Origin of the sequence: Deinococcus marmoris (assembly GCF_001949125.1) — a bacterium.
Taxonomy (GTDB): domain Bacteria; phylum Deinococcota; class Deinococci; order Deinococcales; family Deinococcaceae; genus Deinococcus; species Deinococcus marmoris_A.
In genome coordinates, this window is record NZ_MSTI01000077.1 from 98,899 (window position 1) to 116,553 (window position 17,655).

The 17,655-nt window shown below is 66.6% G+C and carries 19 protein-coding genes; 11 read left to right on the plus strand and 8 right to left on the minus strand.

The genetic code is table 11. From position 1 onward, the window contains the following. Window positions 1–80 precede the first annotated feature (80 nt). The 3 genes from BOO71_RS12070 to BOO71_RS12080 form a co-directional block, all read right to left on the minus strand. The gene (locus BOO71_RS12070) at window positions 81–1,085 is read right to left on the minus strand and encodes a prohibitin family protein (protein ID WP_083653377.1); all 1,005 of its coding nucleotides are present in this window, start codon (window positions 1,083–1,085) and stop codon (window positions 81–83) included. A gap of 183 nt (window positions 1,086–1,268) precedes the next feature. Continuing rightward, complete coding sequence (locus tag BOO71_RS12075) at window positions 1,269–1,943, minus strand: outer membrane lipoprotein carrier protein LolA (RefSeq protein ID WP_075832621.1); 675 nt, start codon at window positions 1,941–1,943, stop codon at window positions 1,269–1,271. A 73-nt stretch (window positions 1,944–2,016) separates the two neighbouring features. Beyond that, complete coding sequence (locus BOO71_RS12080; protein WP_075832623.1) at window positions 2,017–3,000, minus strand: hypothetical protein; 984 nt, start codon at window positions 2,998–3,000, stop codon at window positions 2,017–2,019. A 60-nt stretch (window positions 3,001–3,060) separates the two neighbouring features. On the opposite strand from BOO71_RS12080, the gene BOO71_RS12085 reads away from it, so the two are divergent. The 4 genes from BOO71_RS12085 (at window position 3,061) to BOO71_RS12100 (ending at window position 5,795) form a co-directional block, all read left to right on the plus strand. Continuing rightward, window positions 3,061–3,555, plus strand: coding sequence for an LEA type 2 family protein (locus BOO71_RS12085; protein ID WP_075832625.1), 495 nt, complete (start codon window positions 3,061–3,063; stop codon window positions 3,553–3,555). Window positions 3,556–3,640: 85 nt separating this feature from the next. Next, window positions 3,641–4,816, plus strand: coding sequence for an amidase (locus tag BOO71_RS12090; RefSeq protein WP_075832627.1), 1,176 nt, complete (start codon window positions 3,641–3,643; stop codon window positions 4,814–4,816). Further along, window positions 4,813–5,235 carry a hypothetical protein gene (locus BOO71_RS12095; protein ID WP_075832629.1) on the plus strand — a complete coding sequence of 141 codons (423 nt, stop codon included), beginning with the start codon at window positions 4,813–4,815 and terminating at the stop codon, window positions 5,233–5,235. The genes BOO71_RS12090 and BOO71_RS12095 overlap by 4 nt, the downstream gene beginning before the upstream one ends. 5 nt (window positions 5,236–5,240) lie before the next feature. After that, entirely contained in the window at window positions 5,241–5,795 is a 555-nt protein-coding gene (locus BOO71_RS12100) for a DUF1572 family protein (RefSeq protein ID WP_075832631.1), read from the plus strand. Here BOO71_RS12100 and BOO71_RS12105 read toward each other — a convergent pair. Then, the gene (locus BOO71_RS12105; RefSeq protein ID WP_075832633.1) at window positions 5,788–6,204 is read right to left on the minus strand and encodes a hypothetical protein; all 417 of its coding nucleotides are present in this window, start codon (window positions 6,202–6,204) and stop codon (window positions 5,788–5,790) included. The two genes, BOO71_RS12100 and BOO71_RS12105, sit on opposite strands and share 8 nt — an antisense overlap. Before the next feature lie 217 nt (window positions 6,205–6,421). On the opposite strand from BOO71_RS12105, the gene BOO71_RS12110 reads away from it, so the two are divergent. Genes BOO71_RS12110 through BOO71_RS12125 form a run of 4 tightly spaced genes read left to right on the plus strand, consistent with a single transcriptional unit; the run spans window position 6,422 to window position 10,539 of the window. Then, window positions 6,422–7,384, plus strand: a complete 963-nt coding sequence (locus BOO71_RS12110; protein WP_075832636.1) for an NAD-dependent epimerase/dehydratase family protein — start codon at window positions 6,422–6,424, stop codon at window positions 7,382–7,384. Beyond that, complete coding sequence (locus BOO71_RS12115) at window positions 7,381–8,226, plus strand: MBL fold metallo-hydrolase (protein ID WP_075832638.1); 846 nt, start codon at window positions 7,381–7,383, stop codon at window positions 8,224–8,226. Before BOO71_RS12110 ends, BOO71_RS12115 begins: the two co-directional genes overlap by 4 nt. After that, the gene (locus tag BOO71_RS12120) at window positions 8,219–9,553 is read left to right on the plus strand and encodes a F390 synthetase-related protein (RefSeq protein ID WP_075832640.1); all 1,335 of its coding nucleotides are present in this window, start codon (window positions 8,219–8,221) and stop codon (window positions 9,551–9,553) included. Before BOO71_RS12115 ends, BOO71_RS12120 begins: the two co-directional genes overlap by 8 nt. Continuing rightward, a complete protein-coding gene (locus BOO71_RS12125) occupies window positions 9,550–10,539 on the plus strand; it encodes a 3-oxoacyl-[acyl-carrier-protein] synthase III C-terminal domain-containing protein (RefSeq protein WP_075832642.1) in 990 nt (329 codons plus the stop codon). The genes BOO71_RS12120 and BOO71_RS12125 overlap by 4 nt, the downstream gene beginning before the upstream one ends. Window positions 10,540–10,570: 31 nt before the next feature. On the opposite strand, the gene BOO71_RS12130 is transcribed toward BOO71_RS12125, so the two are convergent. Together BOO71_RS12130 and BOO71_RS12135 are read right to left on the minus strand one after the other, a co-directional pair. Continuing rightward, entirely contained in the window at window positions 10,571–11,125 is a 555-nt protein-coding gene (locus BOO71_RS12130; RefSeq protein WP_075832644.1) for a hypothetical protein, read from the minus strand. A 103-nt stretch (window positions 11,126–11,228) separates the two neighbouring features. After that, window positions 11,229–11,666, minus strand: a complete 438-nt coding sequence (locus BOO71_RS12135; RefSeq protein ID WP_075832646.1) for an OsmC family protein — start codon at window positions 11,664–11,666, stop codon at window positions 11,229–11,231. Window positions 11,667–11,763: 97 nt separating this feature from the next. Here BOO71_RS12135 and BOO71_RS12140 point away from each other — a divergent pair, with 97 nt between their 5' ends. Beyond that, entirely contained in the window at window positions 11,764–12,648 is an 885-nt protein-coding gene (locus BOO71_RS12140; protein WP_075832648.1) for an alpha/beta hydrolase, read from the plus strand. A 43-nt stretch (window positions 12,649–12,691) separates the two neighbouring features. Here BOO71_RS12140 and BOO71_RS12145 read toward each other — a convergent pair whose 3' ends face one another. After that, window positions 12,692–13,633: a DUF808 domain-containing protein gene (locus BOO71_RS12145; RefSeq protein ID WP_075832650.1), complete on the minus strand. Its 942-nt coding sequence runs from the start codon at window positions 13,631–13,633 to the stop codon at window positions 12,692–12,694. Between the two features lie 119 nt (window positions 13,634–13,752). Between BOO71_RS12145 and BOO71_RS12150 the strand changes: the two genes are divergently transcribed. Together BOO71_RS12150 and BOO71_RS12155 are read left to right on the plus strand one after the other, a co-directional pair. After that, window positions 13,753–14,655: a UbiA family prenyltransferase gene (locus BOO71_RS12150; protein ID WP_139322916.1), complete on the plus strand. Its 903-nt coding sequence runs from the start codon at window positions 13,753–13,755 to the stop codon at window positions 14,653–14,655. Further along, entirely contained in the window at window positions 14,640–16,001 is a 1,362-nt protein-coding gene (locus tag BOO71_RS12155) for a phytoene desaturase family protein (RefSeq protein WP_139322917.1), read from the plus strand. Before BOO71_RS12150 ends, BOO71_RS12155 begins: the two co-directional genes overlap by 16 nt. Window positions 16,002–16,069: 68 nt before the next feature. Here BOO71_RS12155 and pruA read toward each other — a convergent pair whose 3' ends face one another. Then, on the minus strand, window positions 16,070–17,641 hold the full coding sequence (gene pruA / locus BOO71_RS12160; protein ID WP_075832654.1) for an L-glutamate gamma-semialdehyde dehydrogenase: 1,572 nt from the start codon (window positions 17,639–17,641) through the stop codon (window positions 16,070–16,072). Window positions 17,642–17,655: the final 14 nt, after the last annotated feature.

Sequence of the window (17,655 nt, forward strand, 5' to 3'; positions counted from 1 at the left end):
GGCAGGCTGCGGAAAGGGCGTTCGGCTCATTCCAGGCAGTCTAGCGCCCGCGTGGGACGCGCCGCCACGTTGCCGTGTCCTCAATTGCCGGGCTGGGTGGGCGTGGCTGAAGTCTGGGCCACCTTCGGCAGCGTCTGCGTGCCAAAGGATTTCAGGTCCAGCAGGAAGTTGCCGTCGCTGGGCAGCATCACGGTCTGGATGCCAGGGGCCAGGCGCTCGGCCACCGTGAGCTGGATCAGTTGTGGATTTTCCTTGAGGGCACGGCCCCGCAACGACAGCGCCTCGGCCTGCCCCTTCGCCGTGGCGACGGCGGCCTTGGCCTCGCCCTCGGCCTTGACCACAGCGCGCTGGGCGCTGATCTCGGACTGACGCAATCGGTTGGTCTCCACGGCCACCTGCTGCTCCGCCGTCTGTTTTTCCTCAATGGCGTTGGCAACACTCTCGGGAATCTTCAGCTCGCGCAGCAGAATGGCGTCCAGAACCAGGTTGTTGCGGGTAAAGGCCTTTTCTAGCTCGGTGGTGATGCTGGTCTCCAGTTGCGTGCGCTGGTTGCTGATCAGGTCGGCGGCCCCGAACTGCCCGATAGAATCGCGCACCTTGCTGCGAACCTGCGGACGCAGGACGGTGTTGATGTAGTTGCGTCCCAGTTCCTTATGCAAGATGGCCGCCTTGTTGCGGTCAATGCGGAACTGCACGGTCACGTCCGCCGTGATGTCCAGACCCTCCTTGCTGCGGGCGCGGATGGACCCCTCGTCGCTCTGGGCCGTTTCGCGCGCCAGCGTCACTTCCTGAAGGCGGGCGTCGTACAGCGTCACCTGATCTACGAAGGGCACCACGAAATGCAGTCCGGCCTCCAGCGGACTGGGCTTGACGCCGCTCAGGGCGCTGAAGACCACGCCTACAAAACCCGCTGGGATGACCCGCACACTCTGCGACACGATCAGGCCCACCACCACCACGCCGCCGATGATCCAGCCCAGACGGGGCGAGATGCGAATCTGGGGTGTGGGCGGGGGACCGCTGGGATTGTTGACTGGATTGGGCCGCAGGGGCGAGGAGCCACGGTCATTGTCAGGATTGGTCATGCCTACAGATACGCGGTCCACACGGTAGAAGTTGCGCCGCAGCGGACCAGACGCCCATTGCTGGCGTTCAGGACGTGGCTGAGAGACAGCGATTTCTGAACTGGCTGCTGAAGGCTTCCACGAAAATTCCAGCAAAGAGGGGAGAGGCGACAACTTCGCATCTCTCCCCGGCACTCAATATTTTTACTGCCGGATGATCTCAGCGTCCTGCGGCAGTTTCTTCAGGCTGGCCACGCTGAGGCCGGAGTTGACCTTGTAATTGCCCACGTTCAGATCGGCCAGCGACTTGCCCGCGCTGCTGACGATCTGAATGCGGGTGGGCCGCCAGCCCGCCTCGGTGATGTACACGCGGGTCTTGTCGGTGGAGTTTCCGTTCTTGGGCACGGCTTCCAACTGAAACAGCCGCTTGCCTGCCGCGCCCGTGGTGGACAGCAGTTTCACGTCGTACTGTGAAAGCAGGGAGGCCGTGTTGCTGAGCTGAGTGAAGTCCAGCCCGCCGAAGCCCGCGCCATCTGCCGCCTTCTTGGTAGACGTAATAGTGACCTGATTGGTCAGGAACAGGTACTGACGAATCTCGTTCTTGTCGGCCACCACGATATTGTCGGCCAGCGCGTCGGGGGCGTTGAATTGCAGGCGGGCCAGACCCTGCGCCGGAATGCTCTTGACCGTGAAATCAATCTTCTGCGGGCTGGATTCCAGCGAGGCGCTGCCGCTCAGGCGAAAGGAAATATCCTTGGCGGCCTTCTGCGCGGCGTCCACTTTGGAGATGATGTCCTGGACACTCTGGGCGCTGGCGGAAGGAATTAGCAGCACACCGCTCAGGGCGGCGAGAACAGTGAATCTGAGAGGTTTGCTCATGCCAGGAGTATCGCGTCCGTTCTCATGAGAAGGCGGCGCAGCGGCTGACGTGAGGTTCACGCTGTAGAGGGGTTCAGGGCTGGTTGTTGGCTCCCAATGGCAGGCTGTAGGTCAGCCGTGCGCCGTACCCGGTCTTGCCGTCCACGCCCCGCCCGCCGCTGACGTTCAGCCCCACCTCGCCGCCCCCCAGAGGCCGGGTGGCTGCAATGCCCGCGCGCAATGGGGTGCTGGCGGTGCGCCACGGTTCGTAGGCTGCGTACACGCGCACGCTGCTGCCGGGGCCGAACAGTTCCCCGGCGTCCACGCTGCCCGTGATGCCAAACGCCTTTGGCCCCACCAGCGCGTCCAGCCCCAGATTCAGGCCCGACTCGGCAGCGTAGGACACGCCCCCGGTGACGCCCAGGATGTTCTGGCCTGCCCGCACACCCGCGCGCCAGGTCAGCGTGCCGGTGGATTCGGTTTCCGGTTCGTCGCCGGGCTGCGCGCCTTCGTCGGGTGGCAGGACGCGGGTCAACTCGCGGCGGCCTTCCACCCCCAGAACGCCCATATTCTGCCCGCCGAACTCGCCGCCCGCCACGGCGATCAGGTTGCGGCTGATGCGGTAGCGGGCGCTGACGTCGGCGTTGAAGCCGCGCTCCCGGCTGTCGGTGGCGTCAAAATTCCAGATCGAGAGCGGATCAACGCGCGCTGCCGAGGTGCTGAAGACAGTCGCCCCCAGATTCAGCGCTACCGGCCCTGCGCTGCCGCCCAGCCGCGTGGAGGCCCGCACGCCCCCCGCAAAAGCCACTGCCACGTCTGCGCGGGCCGTGACTACGCCCAGCGGCGGCAGGGCCAGGCTGCGCGCGTACCCCACCTCGGCGGCGCGGGTGGACAGGCCCGCCGAAAAGCGTCCGCCCAGCGCTGGAAAATCCGAAACCCCTACGTGTGCCCAGCCGCCGCCCTGCCCATTCCCAGCCTGTTCGCCGCCGTGATAGGACACGCCGAAGTCCACATTTGTCGCGCCCGCCGTTCCTGTCAAGGTTCCCGCCAATGCCAGTGCCATCCACCTGCTGTTCATGGGTGCAGGGTAGCAGCACACCATCAGCTTTTTCAGAGTCGAGGCAGGTAGGCTAGCTGCATGCGTCTCCTTGTTCCCGCCGCCCTTGCCGCCTGTGGTCTGGCCGCCTGTGCGCCCGCGCCCCAGGTTCTTCAGGTGCCCACTATCGAGGTTCAGAGCGTTCGCCTGACCCGCCTGTCGCTCCCCGGTGGGCTGGGCGGCGCGCCTGTGGCGGACCTGAAGCTGAAGCTGCGCGTGACCAATCCCAATGCCGTGCCCCTGAAAATGAGCAACATCGCCGCCACGCTGGTGATCGACGGCGCGCAGGTGGGTCAGGCGGAATTTCCGCGCGTGAATGTTCCGGCGCGGGCTTCGGCGGATCAGGAGGCCGACGTGTCCATTCCGGTCACGCTGTCCACCGCCGCCTCGTTCCTGAAGGTGGCGCGCGGTCAGGCCGTCACCTACCGTCTGGACGGCACTTTTACTGCCGATTTTGGCCCGCTGGGTCCGAAGAACTTTGGACCGTTCACGCTGAGCCAGGGACAGTGGAAGCAGGCCCCGATCATTCCGTTTTGAGGCGAGCAATGGAAGGGTGGGCGTTTATCCGATGTGAGGGGCACTCTGACGCCGCCTCGCGGTCTCAACGCCGTACCCTGTCCTCATGTCCACCACTCCTGATTTCCCGGACCCTCAACGCGCCTGGGCCTACCGCCCCGCCGAGCCGCTTTCCGGTGCAGCGGGCGGACCACTCTCGGGGCTGACCTTCAGCGTCAAGGACCTGTACGGCGTTCCCGGCTGGCCGCTGACCGCCAGCACCCGCGCGCCCGTCCCTGATCCCGGCGAGAGCGTGCTGGTGCGCCGACTGCTAGAGCTGGGCGCGTCCGCCGTGGGCAAGACCCATCTGCACGAGATCGCGCTGGGCATCACGGGCATGAACGGTTACGGCAGTACCACCCACCCGCATGATCCGGCGCGCATTCCTGGCGGCAGCAGCGGCGGCGCGGCAGTCAGCGTGGCGCTGGGTCAAGCCGACTTCGCGCTGGGAACGGATACGGGCGGCAGCATTCGCGTTCCGGCGGCGTGGTGCGGCGTGGTGGGATACAAGCCGACGAAGGGCCACCCGGACTGGAGTACGGAAGGCGTGCTGCCGCTGTCGTGGACCTGTGACCATACCGGCCCGCTGGCGCGTGATCTGGCAACCATTGCGCGGGTGCAGGCGGCGCTGACCGGGCGGCAGATAGAGGCGCAGGACTGGAATGGCGTGCGCGTGGGCCTGTGGCTACCGGACGGCTGGACAGACAGCGCTTTGCACGAGGCGACGCTGGCCTTCGCCGCCGATCTGAAACGGCGCGGCGCAACCATCACGCCCGTTTACCTGCCCGAGATGCTGGATGCCTACTCGCCCATCGTCCTCAGTGAGGCGGCCAGCATTCACGCTAAAGCCCTGAAATTGGATGAACCCGGTTTCCAGCCCTTCACGCTCGCCGCCTTGCGTCAGGGGGCCGCGCTGAGTGATGAGGAGGTCCAGCACGCCTTTGACCGCCGCGCCGACTACGCGTGGCTGCTGAACGGGCTGTTCACTGCCTTTGACGTGCTGCTGGCCCCCGCCGTTCCCACCCCGCCCCCGCTGATCGGACAGGATGAGGTGGAGGTTGAAGCGGGAACGTTGCCCCTGCGCCGCGTCGTCCTGCGCCTGACCGCGCCGTTCAGCATGCTGGGTGTGCCCACTATCTCGCTGCCCACCTCCACGCCTTACGTCGGCGTGCAACTCGTCGGGCGGCACGGCGAGGATGACCGCCTGCTGGGCCTGGGGCTGGCCTGGGAGGCTGGGGCTTGAAACGGCTGCTTCCCATCGCTCTGCTGCTGGCGGCCTGCGCGCCCGCCGTCCGCCCCCAACCCGTGCAGGTCTGGGAGGGTTCGGCGCGGGTGCTGTTGACCGTGCAGCAGTACCGCCTGACCTTCACTGTCAATCCGGTGAATTACGCCCTGAGCGGCACGCTGGCCAACCTCAGCAGCGGGGACCGATTTGAAGCGACGGGCACATTGCTGCCCGGAGCAGACGCGGCGGAATTAAGCGTCCAGATCACGCCGGGCAACGTGCCTCGCCTGAATGCGGGCATCCTGGGCTTCGGCATCAGCGGCGTGGCCCTCAAGTCCGACGCCTTTCTGAGCGGGCAGGTCAGGGGTGAGCTGTTTGACGGCAGCCTGCGCGTCAACGGCATTCGCTACCCGCTGACGCTGCGGCGGGTTCAGTGAGCGGTATGGACGTGGCTGCGCTGTATCTCTCGGACGTGCGCGGGCGGATGCGCGGCGTCAAGGCGCTGGGAGACGGGGCGCTGGCCCAGCTCGGGGAGGGCGAGTGGCACACGCTGCTGGCCCCGGACGGCAATTCCGCTGCCGTACTGGTGCAGCATCTGGCGGGCAACATGCACTCGCGCTGGGGAGGCTTGCGCGGTGGCTACAGCGTGGGAACCGAGGGCGAGAGTGCCGTCCGCAACCGCGACGCCGAATTTGAGGAAGGCACGCAGGATGGGGCTGCCCTGATAGACCGCTGGGAGGACGGCTGGCAGGTCTTTCTGGACACGTTGGACCACCTGGCTCCCGAAGACCTGACCCGCCCGCTGACCATCCGGGGCGAGGTCCATACCGTGCTAGAAGCCGTTCAGCGGCAGGTGGCCCACTACAGCGGACATGTCTATCAGCTCATTCTGCTGGTCAAGACCCTGCGCGGCCCGGCGTGGCAGACCCTGAGCATCGCGCGTGGGCAGTCGGCGGCGTATAACGCAGCCATGCTGACTGGGCCAGACTCTACTTGAGCTTGTTCTTCTGAAACAGCGGATTGCCCTCGGACGGGCGTGGCGTGTTCACGGCCTCTTCCAGCGCCGTCACGATCTGCGCGACTTCCAGCGTGAAGACGCCCGCCTCGCCCCGCTCGTGCGCCCCACGCCACTGCTCATAGCCGCTCTGGTCCTCGGGCAGCGTCGCGCCTTCCTCCAGCAGTGCGCTCACGCTGGCCCGCAGCGCGCCTGCGGAAATGGGCGAGTGCGGCAGATCGGTCTGGACGCCGCCCGCCGTGTACGGGTTTTTCAGGTGCAGGCCGTCCACTGTGATGTGCCAGGTGTCCCCGCCGCCGCGCAGGATCAGCAGCGTGGAGGCGGCCTTGCCGGGGCGGGTGCGGTAGGCCCAGCGCTGGCCGGGGGCGAACGGCGTTTCGGGGGCGGTCATGGCCTCACGATACCTGATACCAATCACCGAAAATTCGGCTCCGTTGAGCCGGATTTTCCGAGCAGAGCGAGGAGGGAAAAATGCCAATCACAACAATGGAGGGGGCGATCTCGGCGCTGTTCCGAGATTGTACCCGGAATTGTGGTGATTGGCATCACCGCTTGAACGGCGTTCCAATCCAGGCGGGGAGAAGCGGCGCACCCTCTAAGCTGCCCCCATGCGAATCCTGGTGACGGGAGCAACCGGCTTTCTGGGCGGCGTCACGGCCCGTGAGCTGGCACGGCGTGGCCACACGGTCACGGGGCTGGGCCGCGATATGGGCAAAGGCGCGGCGCTTGAGTCGGATGGCGTCCGGTTCCTGCGCGCCGATCTGCGGAACCCCGCCGACTGGCTGCCCGCTCTGGAGGATGCCGACGCCGTGCTACATGCCGCTGCCCGCTCCACGCTGTGGGGCCGCTGGGATGATTTCGTGGCCGACAACATTATGGTCAGCCGGGAGATCGCGCGGGCTTGTGCCGCACGGGGACTGCGACTGGTTCACATCAGCACGCCCAGCGTGTACAACGCCACGGGCCTTTCTCAAGACGTGCCGGAATCTGCGCCGATTGGCCCGCGCTTTGACAGCCTGTACGCTCGCAGCAAGTTTCTGGCCGAACTGGAGGTGACATCGGCCCATCCCGAAGCCACCATTCTGCGCCCACGCGGCATTTACGGCGTCGGGGACACCTCCATCATTCCCCGGCTGAGCCGTGCCCTGCGTTCGGGCCGTCTGCCGCGTCTGGTGCGGGGCGAGGTCCACACTGAACTGACCCACGTTCGCAACGTCGCCCACGCCGCGCGGCTGGCGCTGGAGGGGTCTGCTCCCGGCATCTACAACGTCACCGACGGCGAAACGGTGCCGATCTGGGCCACGCTGGACGCGCTGGCGGATGCGTTGGGGGTGGCCCGTCCGAAGCGGTACATCCCGGCCCGTCTGGTTGAGAACGCGGCACGCGTGCTTGAACTGGCTGCTCGCCTTCATCCCGCACGCCCTGAGCCGACGCTGACCGCCAGCGGCGTGCGCCTGCTGACCCGCCCGATGACCCTGGACCTGACCCGCGTGCAGGCGCGGCTGGGGTACGCCCCGGTCATTCATCCACACGAAGGGCTGGCGGAAGTGCTAAGAGGCGTGCGCCCATGACCCACCTGCGTGTGATTCCCCTGGCGGCGGGCGAGTGCCTGAACATCTCGGCGCTGACCCAGCGCGGCGCGGCGTGGCGGGTGCAGACCTACCCGGCGGGGTTCGCGCTGCTGCTGCACCCGTTGCTTGGCCCGGTGTTGTTTGACACGGGCTATTCGGCGCGGGTGCAGGCGTCCATGCGGCGCTGGCCCGGCGTGCTGTACGGCCTGCTGACCCCGGTGCGCCTGGACCCCCGCGAGACGGCGCTGTCGCAACTGGCCCGCCTGGGCTTTGCGCCGGATGAGGTGAGGGAGGTCATCGTGTCCCACCTGCACGCCGATCATGTGGGCGGGCTGCGCGATTTCGGGGCGGCGCGATTCTCTCTGGACGCGGCAACCTACGCGCCGCTGCGTGATCTGCGCGGCGTGGCCGCCATCCGCAAGGCGTTCATGCCCGAACTGCTCCCCGATGACTTTGAGGCGCGCCTGCACCCGCTGGATTTCCAGCCTGCTCCGCCCGGTTTGTCGCCTTTCGCAGTCGCTGCTGACGTGTTCGGGGACGGCAGCGCCTACGCGGTCAAGGTGCCGGGCCATGCGGCAGGGATGATTGCGCTGATCGTCCGCACCACGCCCGAAGCGGTGCTGGACGGTGACGGCGCGGGCCTGATGTTGCTGGCCGCCGACGCTGCCTGGAGCGTGTGGGGTCTGCGCGAGGGGTTGGAAGTTCATCCGCTGGCCCGCGTGATCTTTGATGACGCTGCTGCCGAACGCCGCAGCGCCGAACAGTTGCGCCAGTGGCTGCTGGCTCACCCTCGTGCCGGGGTCTTCGTCAGCCACGACGCGCCGGAGACTGGACATGTCTGAAGTGCTGGACCGTCTGACCGTTCTGAAACACGCGCTGGGCGAGGGTGGTTTGATGTTTCGGAACCGCGCCACGCTGGAAAAGCATCAGGGGCGGCTGGCGACAGGGCATCTGCGCTGGGTGGCCGCACACAGTCCCTTCACCGCCCAGCGGTTCCTGGATGCGGGTCTGGGCCTCAGCCAGTGGCGCGAGTTACCGCCCGTGGGGAAGGCGGAGATGATGGCCCATTTTGATCAGCTCAATACCGCCGGGCTGCATCTGAAGGATGTGCTGGAAATCGCCCGCCGCGCCGAGGACACCCGCGATTTCACGCCCACGCTGCCCACGCCGCGCGGCCCCGTTACGGTGGGCCTGTCCAGCGGCACCAGCGGCAATGCGGGCGCGTTCGTGGTGTCGCGCGCCGAGCGCTTGCAGTGGGCCGGGGTGGTGCTGCGGCATCTGCTGCCCGCTTTCCCACTGGGCCTGCTGAAACGGCAGCGCGTCGCCTTCCTGCTGCGCGCCGACGGTGGCCTGTACCGCAGCGTGGGCAGCGGGCGGCTGGACTTCAACTTTCTGGACCTGCTGCGCCCGCTGGACGAACTGGCCGCCGATCTGAGCGCCTACGGTCCCACCCTGCTGATCGGCCCACCCAGCGTGTTGCGTGCCCTGCTGGACGCCGGGGCCACGGCACAACCTGAACGCGTGGTCAGCGTGGCCGAAGTCCTTGAGGACGATGACCGCGCGGCGCTGGAACGCGGCTTCGGCCCCGTGGTGCAGGTCTATCAGGCCACCGAGGGGCTGCTTGGCCTGCCCTGTCGGCATGGAAATCTGCATCTCAACGAGGCGCACGTTCACTTTGACTTTGAAGCGGTGGGAGACGGCCACCAGCGCCCCATCCTGACCGACCTGCGCCGTACCACCCAGCCGATGGTCCGGCACCGGCTGGACGATCTGCTGGTGCTGGCGGACGGGTGTTCGTGTGGGCTGGCCTCCCGCCGAGTACTGCGAGTGGCCGGGCGGCAGGACGACGCGCTGGATTTGCCTGGAACTCTGGGACGTGTCAAAATCTGGCCCGATTTTCTGCGTGGGGCCATGAACCGCGTCCCCGGCCTGCGCGAGTACCGGGTGGAACAGACTGGCCCAGCCGAACTGCGTCTGTTGATTCAGCCTCTCACTCCTGAAACCCGGCAGGAGGCGTGTGCCCAGGTTCGCCGCGCGCTGGAGCGGGGTGGGGGAGACGTTGCGCGTATTCAGGTCACTGTTCAGCCCTTGCCCGCTCCTTCGCCGGGTGTCAAGTGCCGCCGGGTCCGCCGTCTCTGGCTGTGTGGGGAAATGGGAGAATTGCCATGAATCAAGTTCTCGGTCTGCGAATCCTGTCCACTGCTCAGGCACTGCCCGCCCGCATCGTTTCCACCGCCGAGGCCGCTGCCCTGTGCGGGATGCCCCCCGAAATCGCCGTCAAGCGTACCGGGGTCCACGAGCGCCGCTGGCTGTCCGGTTCCGAAACGGCCCTGACCCTGGGCGCACAGGCCGCGCGGGAGGCGGTGGCGGCGGCGGGGTTGGAAGTGGCCCAGATCGACACCCTGCTGAATGCCAGTGGCAGCCAGCTCCAGCCCATTCCCGACGGTGCGGCGCTGTTTGCCCGCGAGCTGGGTCTGCGCGGCGCGGCCACCTACAGCATTCACGGCACCTGCCTGAGCTTTCTGCTGGCGCTGAATCACGCGGCCCTGCTGATCGGCGCGGGTCAGGCAAAGCATGTCCTGATCGTCAGCAGCGAGGCGGGCAGCCCTGGCCTCAACTTTGCCCAGCCGGAAAGTGCGCTGCTGATCGGGGACGGTGCGGCGGCTGTCGTCGTCGGCCCCGCTGCGCGTGACGGGCAGGGCATCCACGCCATGCGCGTCGCCACCTACCCGGAGGGCGCGGACCACACCCGCATTCGCGGCGGCGGCTCCCTGCTCTCGCCCCGGCACCCGGACGCCGTGCCAACAGACTTTACCTTCGACATGCACGGCCTCTCGGTCCTGCGGCTGGCCTCGCAGGTGGTTCCCGATTTTCTGGAAACGCTGCGCCCCGGCCTCAGCACGGGGCTGCCCGGCATTGACCGCGTCGTGCCGCATCAGGCCAGCGCGGCGGGTCTGGACCTGATGCGCCGCTACGGCTGGCCCGCCGAGCAGACCGAGGTGACCCTCACGCACCTGGGCAACGTGATCGCCGCCAGTCTGCCGCTCACGCTACATCAGGCCCTCACGACGGGCCGGGCAGGGGAGGGCGACACACTGATGTTCGCGGGGACGGGGGCGGGATTGATCGCCGGGGGCATGATTCTGCAAATGTAGCCGGATAACTCTGTTTCCAGACCGCGTTTTTTCAGAACAGCGCCCCTGAATGCTCCGCGATCAACCGCGCCGCGTCCGCCGGGGCCAGAGCCAGGGTGTCGATGCGGATGGCGTCGGGCGGCGCACTCAACATGCCGGATGTTCGCAATGTTTCCCGCAGGATGGCCGGGTCACGCAACTTGGCCCGCTCCAGCCGTTCGGGCAAGGACAGACGGCGCTCAAGTTCCTCCACGTCGCACTCCAGCCAGACGGGAATGTACCGGACATCTCGGGCTGCCGCCAGATTTCGCACCAGTTGCAGGGCGGCGGGGCCGGAGGGGCGGTTGGTCAGATAGCTCGTGAATATCTGGCTCACGTCGCGCGGGGCAAGGCGGGCGGCCTCCAGCCCCAGCTTGCGAACCTGCGTTGCCAGCACGTGGATTTCCTCCGGGATGGAGCGCAACCCATCCGCACCGTAGGGCCTGAACACGGCGTCGTTGAACAGGGGGTTGTCCAGCAATACCGCACCCGTCAGTGCCGACAGCTTCAGCCCAATGGTTCGTTTGCCGCTTCCCGGTGGACCGACGAGATGGAAGAGGTAGCCCATCTCCACAGCCTAGCCGGAACAGCGATTCGGACGCATCGGTCATATGGCACAGAACGAAAACGCCCCAGCCGAAGCGGGGGCGCGGGTCTTCGCTTTCTACAGGCTATTCCAGCACGGCCTCGTGCGTGATTTCCACGTTGCCCTGCATGACCCTGCTCATGGGGCACAGCTCGGCGGCCTGGGCCACATGCTTCTCAAATTCGGCCTGATCGATGCTGCCCACCTTGCCGCGCACCATCAGCCTCATGGCGCTGACCTTGAAGCCGGGGCCGTCCTTGACCATCTCGCAGGTGGCTTCGGTCCGCACGTCTTTGGGGTCATGGCCGTGGTCTGCCAGCATGGCGCACAGTTGCATGGTGAAACAGCCCGCGTGCGCGGCGGCCAGCAGCTCTTCCGGGTTGGTGCCGGTGCCGTTCTCGAAGCGCGTCCCGAACGAGTACTGCGCGTCCTTGACCGTGCCGCTCTCGGTACTGATGTTGCCCTTGCCGCCCTTGAGATCGCCCATCCACTGGGCATTCGCCTTTCTTGCAATATCTGCCATGCGCCCAGTCTGCGCCTGTGGCGGTGCGCGCCGTGATGAAGCTGGTTTACGCAGGCTTTATCAGGGCGGCTGCATGGGGAACGCTACACTCCGTGACATGGAACATCAGGAATGGAAGGTGCCGGGTGCGCCCGTCAGCGGCTACGTGTGGCAGGCCCAGCACCCAGAAGCCCAGCACCCAGCAGCCCAGCACCCAGAGGCACAGCACCCGCGCGGCGCGGTTCTGATCTCGCATGGAGTGGGTGAGTACGCGCAGCGCTACGTCGAGCGCTATCACGCCCTGATTCCCACGCTGGTCCAGGCAGGCTTCACCGTCTACGCCTACGATCAGCGCGGCCACGGCCACTCGGAGGGACGGCGCGCGGTGGTGGACCTGAACGTGCTGGTAGAAGACCATCTGAAGGCGCGCGAGGCATTGCGGGGCCGTCCCGGCGACGATTCACCGCTGCCGCTGTTTGCTCTGGGCCACAGCATGGGAGGTCTGGTCACGGCGGCCAGCGCGTCCCGCGATCCGCGTGGCCTGAGCGGCGTGATCCTGTCCAGCCCGGCGCTGCTGGTGGGCCAGGATGAACCCGCGCTGGTCAAGGCTCTGGCCCCGCTGCTGGCCAAGGTGGCCCCCGCCGCGCCCGTGACGGATCTGGGAACCGCTGGGCTGTCCCGCCTGCCGGAGGAGGTGGCTGCCTACAAGGCCGACGAACTGGTGTATCACGGCAAGGTCCGTGCCCTGACGGCGGCCACCATGCTGGGCCTGAGCGGGAAGTTATGGGCCGGGTACCCCAACTGGAAACTGCCCACCCTGGTCATTCACGGCACGGCGGATAAGATTACTGATCCGGCGGGCAGCCAGCGCTTCTTCGACACGATTGCCAGTCCCGACAAAACCCTGATCTTGCAGGACGGCGGATACCACGAACTGCTGAACGACGAACCGCGCGAGGAAATCCGAGCGGCGCTGCTGGCGTGGCTGCTGGAGCGCTCCTGATTCAGAAGTAGGGCGGAAGGCAGCCCTCACCCCGTCTGGGCGTTCAGTGGGCCGCAGCTTTCGCAGGCCGCAGATGCAGCGCCGCCACGATGATTCCGCCCAGCACAATGCCCACCAGCGCGGACCCCAGCGTTTCCACCAGCCACTCCACCACGCCCTCCGCGAAGGGAATGGCGTGGCCTGCCGCCAGAGCCAGATCGTGCAGGGTGTGTGCGGGCCAGCTCAGCCCGAACTTGTCCAGCCCGTCGATGATGATGTGGCCGCCCACCCACAGCATCGCCGCCGTGCCGATCACCGACAGGGCCGACATCACCACCGGCATACCCTTGACCAGACCGCGCCCCACTGCCTGCGCCGTCCTGGAACCAGTAGCCGCCAGCCGCACGCCAAGATCGTCAGCCTTCACGATCAGCCCCACGACGCCGTAGACCAGCGCCGTGATCATTAGAGCCACCACCACCAGGATCAGCGCGCGGGAGAAGAACGCTTGATCTGCCACTTCCGCCAGCGAGATCGCCATGATTTCTGCCGACAGGATGAAGTCGGTGCGAATCGCGCCCGAGACCATCTTCTCCTCGTGGGCGTCGCTGGCGAGCTTGATGACGTCTTCTCCCTCTGAGTTGTGGTGGCCCCAGATCGCCTCGTACAGCTTCTCGGCCCCCTCGAAACACAGGTAGGCCCCGCCCACCATCAGCAGCGGATTCAATGCCCACGGCAGAAACTGGCTCAGCACCAGCGCGGCGGGCAAAATAAACACGATCTTGTTCTTCAGCGAACCCTTGGCGATGCGCCAGATGATCGGCAGTTCGCGGTCCGGCGTGAAACCGGTGACATAACGGGGTGTGACCGCCGTGTCGTCCACCACGACCCCAATCGCCTTGACCCCGGCCTTGCCCGCCGCCGCGCCGATGTCGTCGATGGACGCGGCGGCCAGCTTGGCCAGGGCCGCCACGTCGTCGAGCAGGGCGACGAGGCCGCCGCTCATCGGGAGCCTGGCGTGAAGGGGATTTGAAGGCTGGCAGGACGGCAAAGGGTCATCAGTCTTTACATCCTAGCAAGGCCGGGGCATCCACCCCTGAGCGCCTCTCTTACAATGCGCGTTGAATGCGAATGCGCGCCCGCCTCCACAACCTGGCTCACCCTGCGCTGCTGCCCCTGCGCCGCCTGCTGGTGGTGTCGCGGCCCGCGCTGTGGATCAACACGGTGGGCACGCTGGTCACGGGCGTGTGGCTGACCGGGCGGCTGTACACGCTGGACCCCGGCGTGCTGGCCCTGCTGCTGTACCTGACACTGCCGTTCAACCTGCTGATCTACGGCCTGAACGATCTTTCTGACCGGGAGGAAGACGCCCGCAGTTCGCGCAAGGGCGGCTGGCAGGGCGCGCGGCTGACCGTGGCCGAGGGCGGCCCCCTGCTGACGGCCGCGCTGGCGATCAACCTGCCCGCGCTGGTGGGTCTGGCCGTGCTGCTTCCTCCTGCCGCGTCGCTGCTGCTGGCCGTGTCAGCCGTGTTGTTCGCGGCTTACAGCCTGCCGCCGCTGAGGCTGAAGGGCCGCCCGTTTCTGGACGGCCTGAGCAACGTGGCCTACGCTCTCCCGCTGGCGCTGCCCGCGCTGGCGCTGGGAACGCCCGTGCCGTGGTGGCCCCTGCTGGCGCTGATGGCCTACGCAGTGGGCAAACACGCCTTCGACGCCGCGCAGGACATCCCCGCAGACCGCGAGGCCGGAACGCGCACAGTGGCGACGGTCCTGGGCGTGCGGGGAACGGCGGCCTATGCATTGGCATGGTTTGCCGTGGCGGGGACGCTGCTGTGGCCGGTTTCTATCTTGACTGCGCTGGCGTTGTGGTTGACCTGCGGTGGAATGGCCGTGGCCCTGCTGCGTGATCCCACCCCTATGCGGGCCGCCCGCCTGTACCCGCTGAGTATCGTGACCCCCTGGATCGTCGGCGCGGTGGCGGGCGTGGGTCTGGTCTACCTGCTGGCACGCGGCCTGTGGACCGGAATCTGAAGTCTGATCTGAGCGTCGGCATCCTGGGCGGCGGGCTGGCTGGGCTGGCGTTGGCGTGCCTGCTGGCGGGGCGCGGCCACCGCGTCACCGTCTACGAGCGGGACCGCGCGGGTGGCAAACTGCGGCGTGAGGTGGTGGGCGGCCTGAGCTTTGATACCGGCCCCAGCCTTTTCACCTTTCCAGGTGTGTGGGAAAGGTACTTACAGAGGCTGGGTGAGGCTGACACGCTCAATCTTCAGCCGTTGCCGGGCGGACTGGGAATTCACTACACCCCATTTGGCCGCGTGCCTTTGCCTGTGCCGCCGGGCCACCCACTGTATGCGTCCTGGGAAAAATATCGCGCGAAGGTTCAGCCCCTTGCGCCACATATCGTTGCCCTTCTGACCACGCCGCCGCGCCTGACCGATCCGGTTTTCCTGCGGGCCAGTCGGGCGCTGTTTGCGGTGGTTGGCCCACATCTCACCGCCGAGAGCTGGATACGCGCCCAGCACCTCCCGCCCGCGCTGGCCCACGCCATTCGCACACACGCCCTGAACGCGGGTCTGTCGCCCGCCGACGCCCCAGCCCTGTACGCCCTGATTCCAGCGCTGGTGGGCGCGGAGGTTTACCGGCCTGCACATGGGATGGGAACTTTGCTGGACGCACTTCTCGGCTTTGCTGCGGCGCGTGGTGTGGAGATTCGGGAGGGTGTGACAGTCACGCGTATCAGCGGCTCTAACCTCACCTTGAATGGCGATGAAATGGCCCGACATGATCTCCTCGTCAGCGCCATAGACCCGCACCGACTGGCAAAGTTGCGCGGCCTGCCTACCGTTTCGCCCACATCCAAGCGGACAGTGAGCGGCGTGGCGATTTACGCAGCGTTGCCTCAGCTCACGCTCCTGCCTGCCACTTCCATCATTCCCCCGTCCGACTTTCAGAATTTCCGCGCCGCCATCCGTGCCGGAGCCTTGCCGCCGGATACGCTGGCCCTCGTCCACGCCGATGGGCGCAGGCTGGCCGTGTTGCTCACCGCCCCTGCCACCGCGCGCCCGCTGGGGCTGGGGCATCCCTGGGTTCGTGCCCAGGTGGCACGGGTGGAACGGACGCTGGGCGTGCCAGGGCTGCTGGCCTCTGCCACTGAAGCTGTGGCACTGACCCCCGAACACTACGCGGCGGGCGGCCATCCGGGCGGCGCGATTTACGGCGCGGCCCTGCCTATGTGGCGCGGCGGCCCCTTCCACCCGCAGCCCTACCGCCTGACGCCCCGGCTGTGGCAAGTCGGTACGGGCGTCCACCCCGGCGGCGGCATCCCGGCGATTCTGGGCGGGGCGTTGATGGTGGATCGGCTCCTGAGCAAGGCATAAGAAAAGCCCCCTCCACTGCGAAGGGGGCCAGAGAAAAGCAGTGGAGAGGGCCAGAGAAAAGTTGTGCCTTACCAGCGTTCCGTCACCGTCTTGAGCTGCATGAAATACGCCAGATAATCTGGCCCACCCGCCTTGCTGTCGGTGCCGCTCATGTTGTAGCCGCCAAAGGGCTGCACGCCCACGATTGCGCCCGTGATCTTGCGGTTGAAGTACAGGTTGCCCACTTCCAGTTCCTGGCGGGCCTGCTCCAGCCGGGCACGATCCCGGCTGCACACGCCGCCCGTCAGGCCATATTCGGTGGAGTTGGCAATGTCCAGGGCGTCCTGCCAGTCCTTCGCGCGAATGACCGAGATCACTGGCCCGAAGATTTCTTCCTGCGCCATGCGGGCGTCGCGCTTCACGTCGCCGACGATGGTGGCCTGGATGTAGTAGCCCTGCTTGCCGTTGCACTCGCCGGGAGCCTCGCCGCCCAGCAGCACCTTGCCCTCCTGCGGCGCAAGTTCCAGGTAGCCCTTGATCTTGTCAAAGCTCATCTGGTTGACCACGGCGGTCACGTTGGCGTTTTCCTCGCCGGTACCCATCTTCAGTTTGCCCGCGCGTTCCACGAAGCCGTTCACCACGTCGTCATACACGGCGTCCACCACGATCAGGCGGCTCATGGCGCTGCACTTCTGGCCGTTGAAGCCGAACGCGCCCTGCACGGCGGCGGTAATCGCCACTTCCAGATCGGCGGTCTCGTCCACGATCATGCCGTCCTTGCCGCCCAGTTCCAGCACCACTTTCTTGATCCACTTCTGGCCGGGCTGCACCTTGGCCGCCACCTCGTTGATGTGCAGGCCCACCGCGCGGCTGCCAGTGAAGGTAATAAAGCGGGTTTTGGCGTGCGTGGTCAGGTACTCGCCCACGTCCTTGCCCACACCGGGCAGGAATTGCAGCACCCCGGCAGGCAGGCCAGCCTCGTACATGATGTCGGCGATGAATCCGGCGATCAGGCCGCTGTCCTCGGCGGGTTTGGCGATCACGCAGTTGCCCACCACGATGGGCGCGGCCAGCATGCCCACGAAGATGGCGCAGGGAAAGTTCCACGGGCTGATGCTCACGCCCACGCCCAGCGGCAGCGACATCAGGCCGTTTTCCTCGCCCTCAAACCAGGTGGTCTCGCTGCTGCCGAAGCCCGAATACTTCATGGCGCTGCGGGCGTAGTACTCCAGGAAATCAATGGCCTCGGCTACTTCCACGTCGGCCTCGGCGTAGTTCTTGCCCACCTCGATGCTCATCAAGGCGCAGGCTTCCAGGCGGCGTTCCTTCAGTTTGGCCGACGCCTTCAGGAGAATTCGGGCGCGGGCGTCCATGTCCCAGGTCTTCCACGTCTCAAACGCCTTCCATGCCCCCTGCAAGGCGCGTTCGGCGTCCTCTATGGTGGCTTTGGCCGTCGTTCCCACCACTTCGGAAGTGTCGCAGGGATTCAGGGAGGTCAGCTTCTCAGCAGTGTCCACGCGCTCGCCGTCAATGACCATCGGGTAGTGCTTGCCCACCAGTTCGGCGCGGACTTTTTTGAGGGCGGCCTCGTAAGCCTGCACGTTCTCGGCTTTGGTGAAGTCAATGAAGGGCTGGGGGCGGTAATCCTGAATTTTAAGCATGGGAGTCTCCTTGA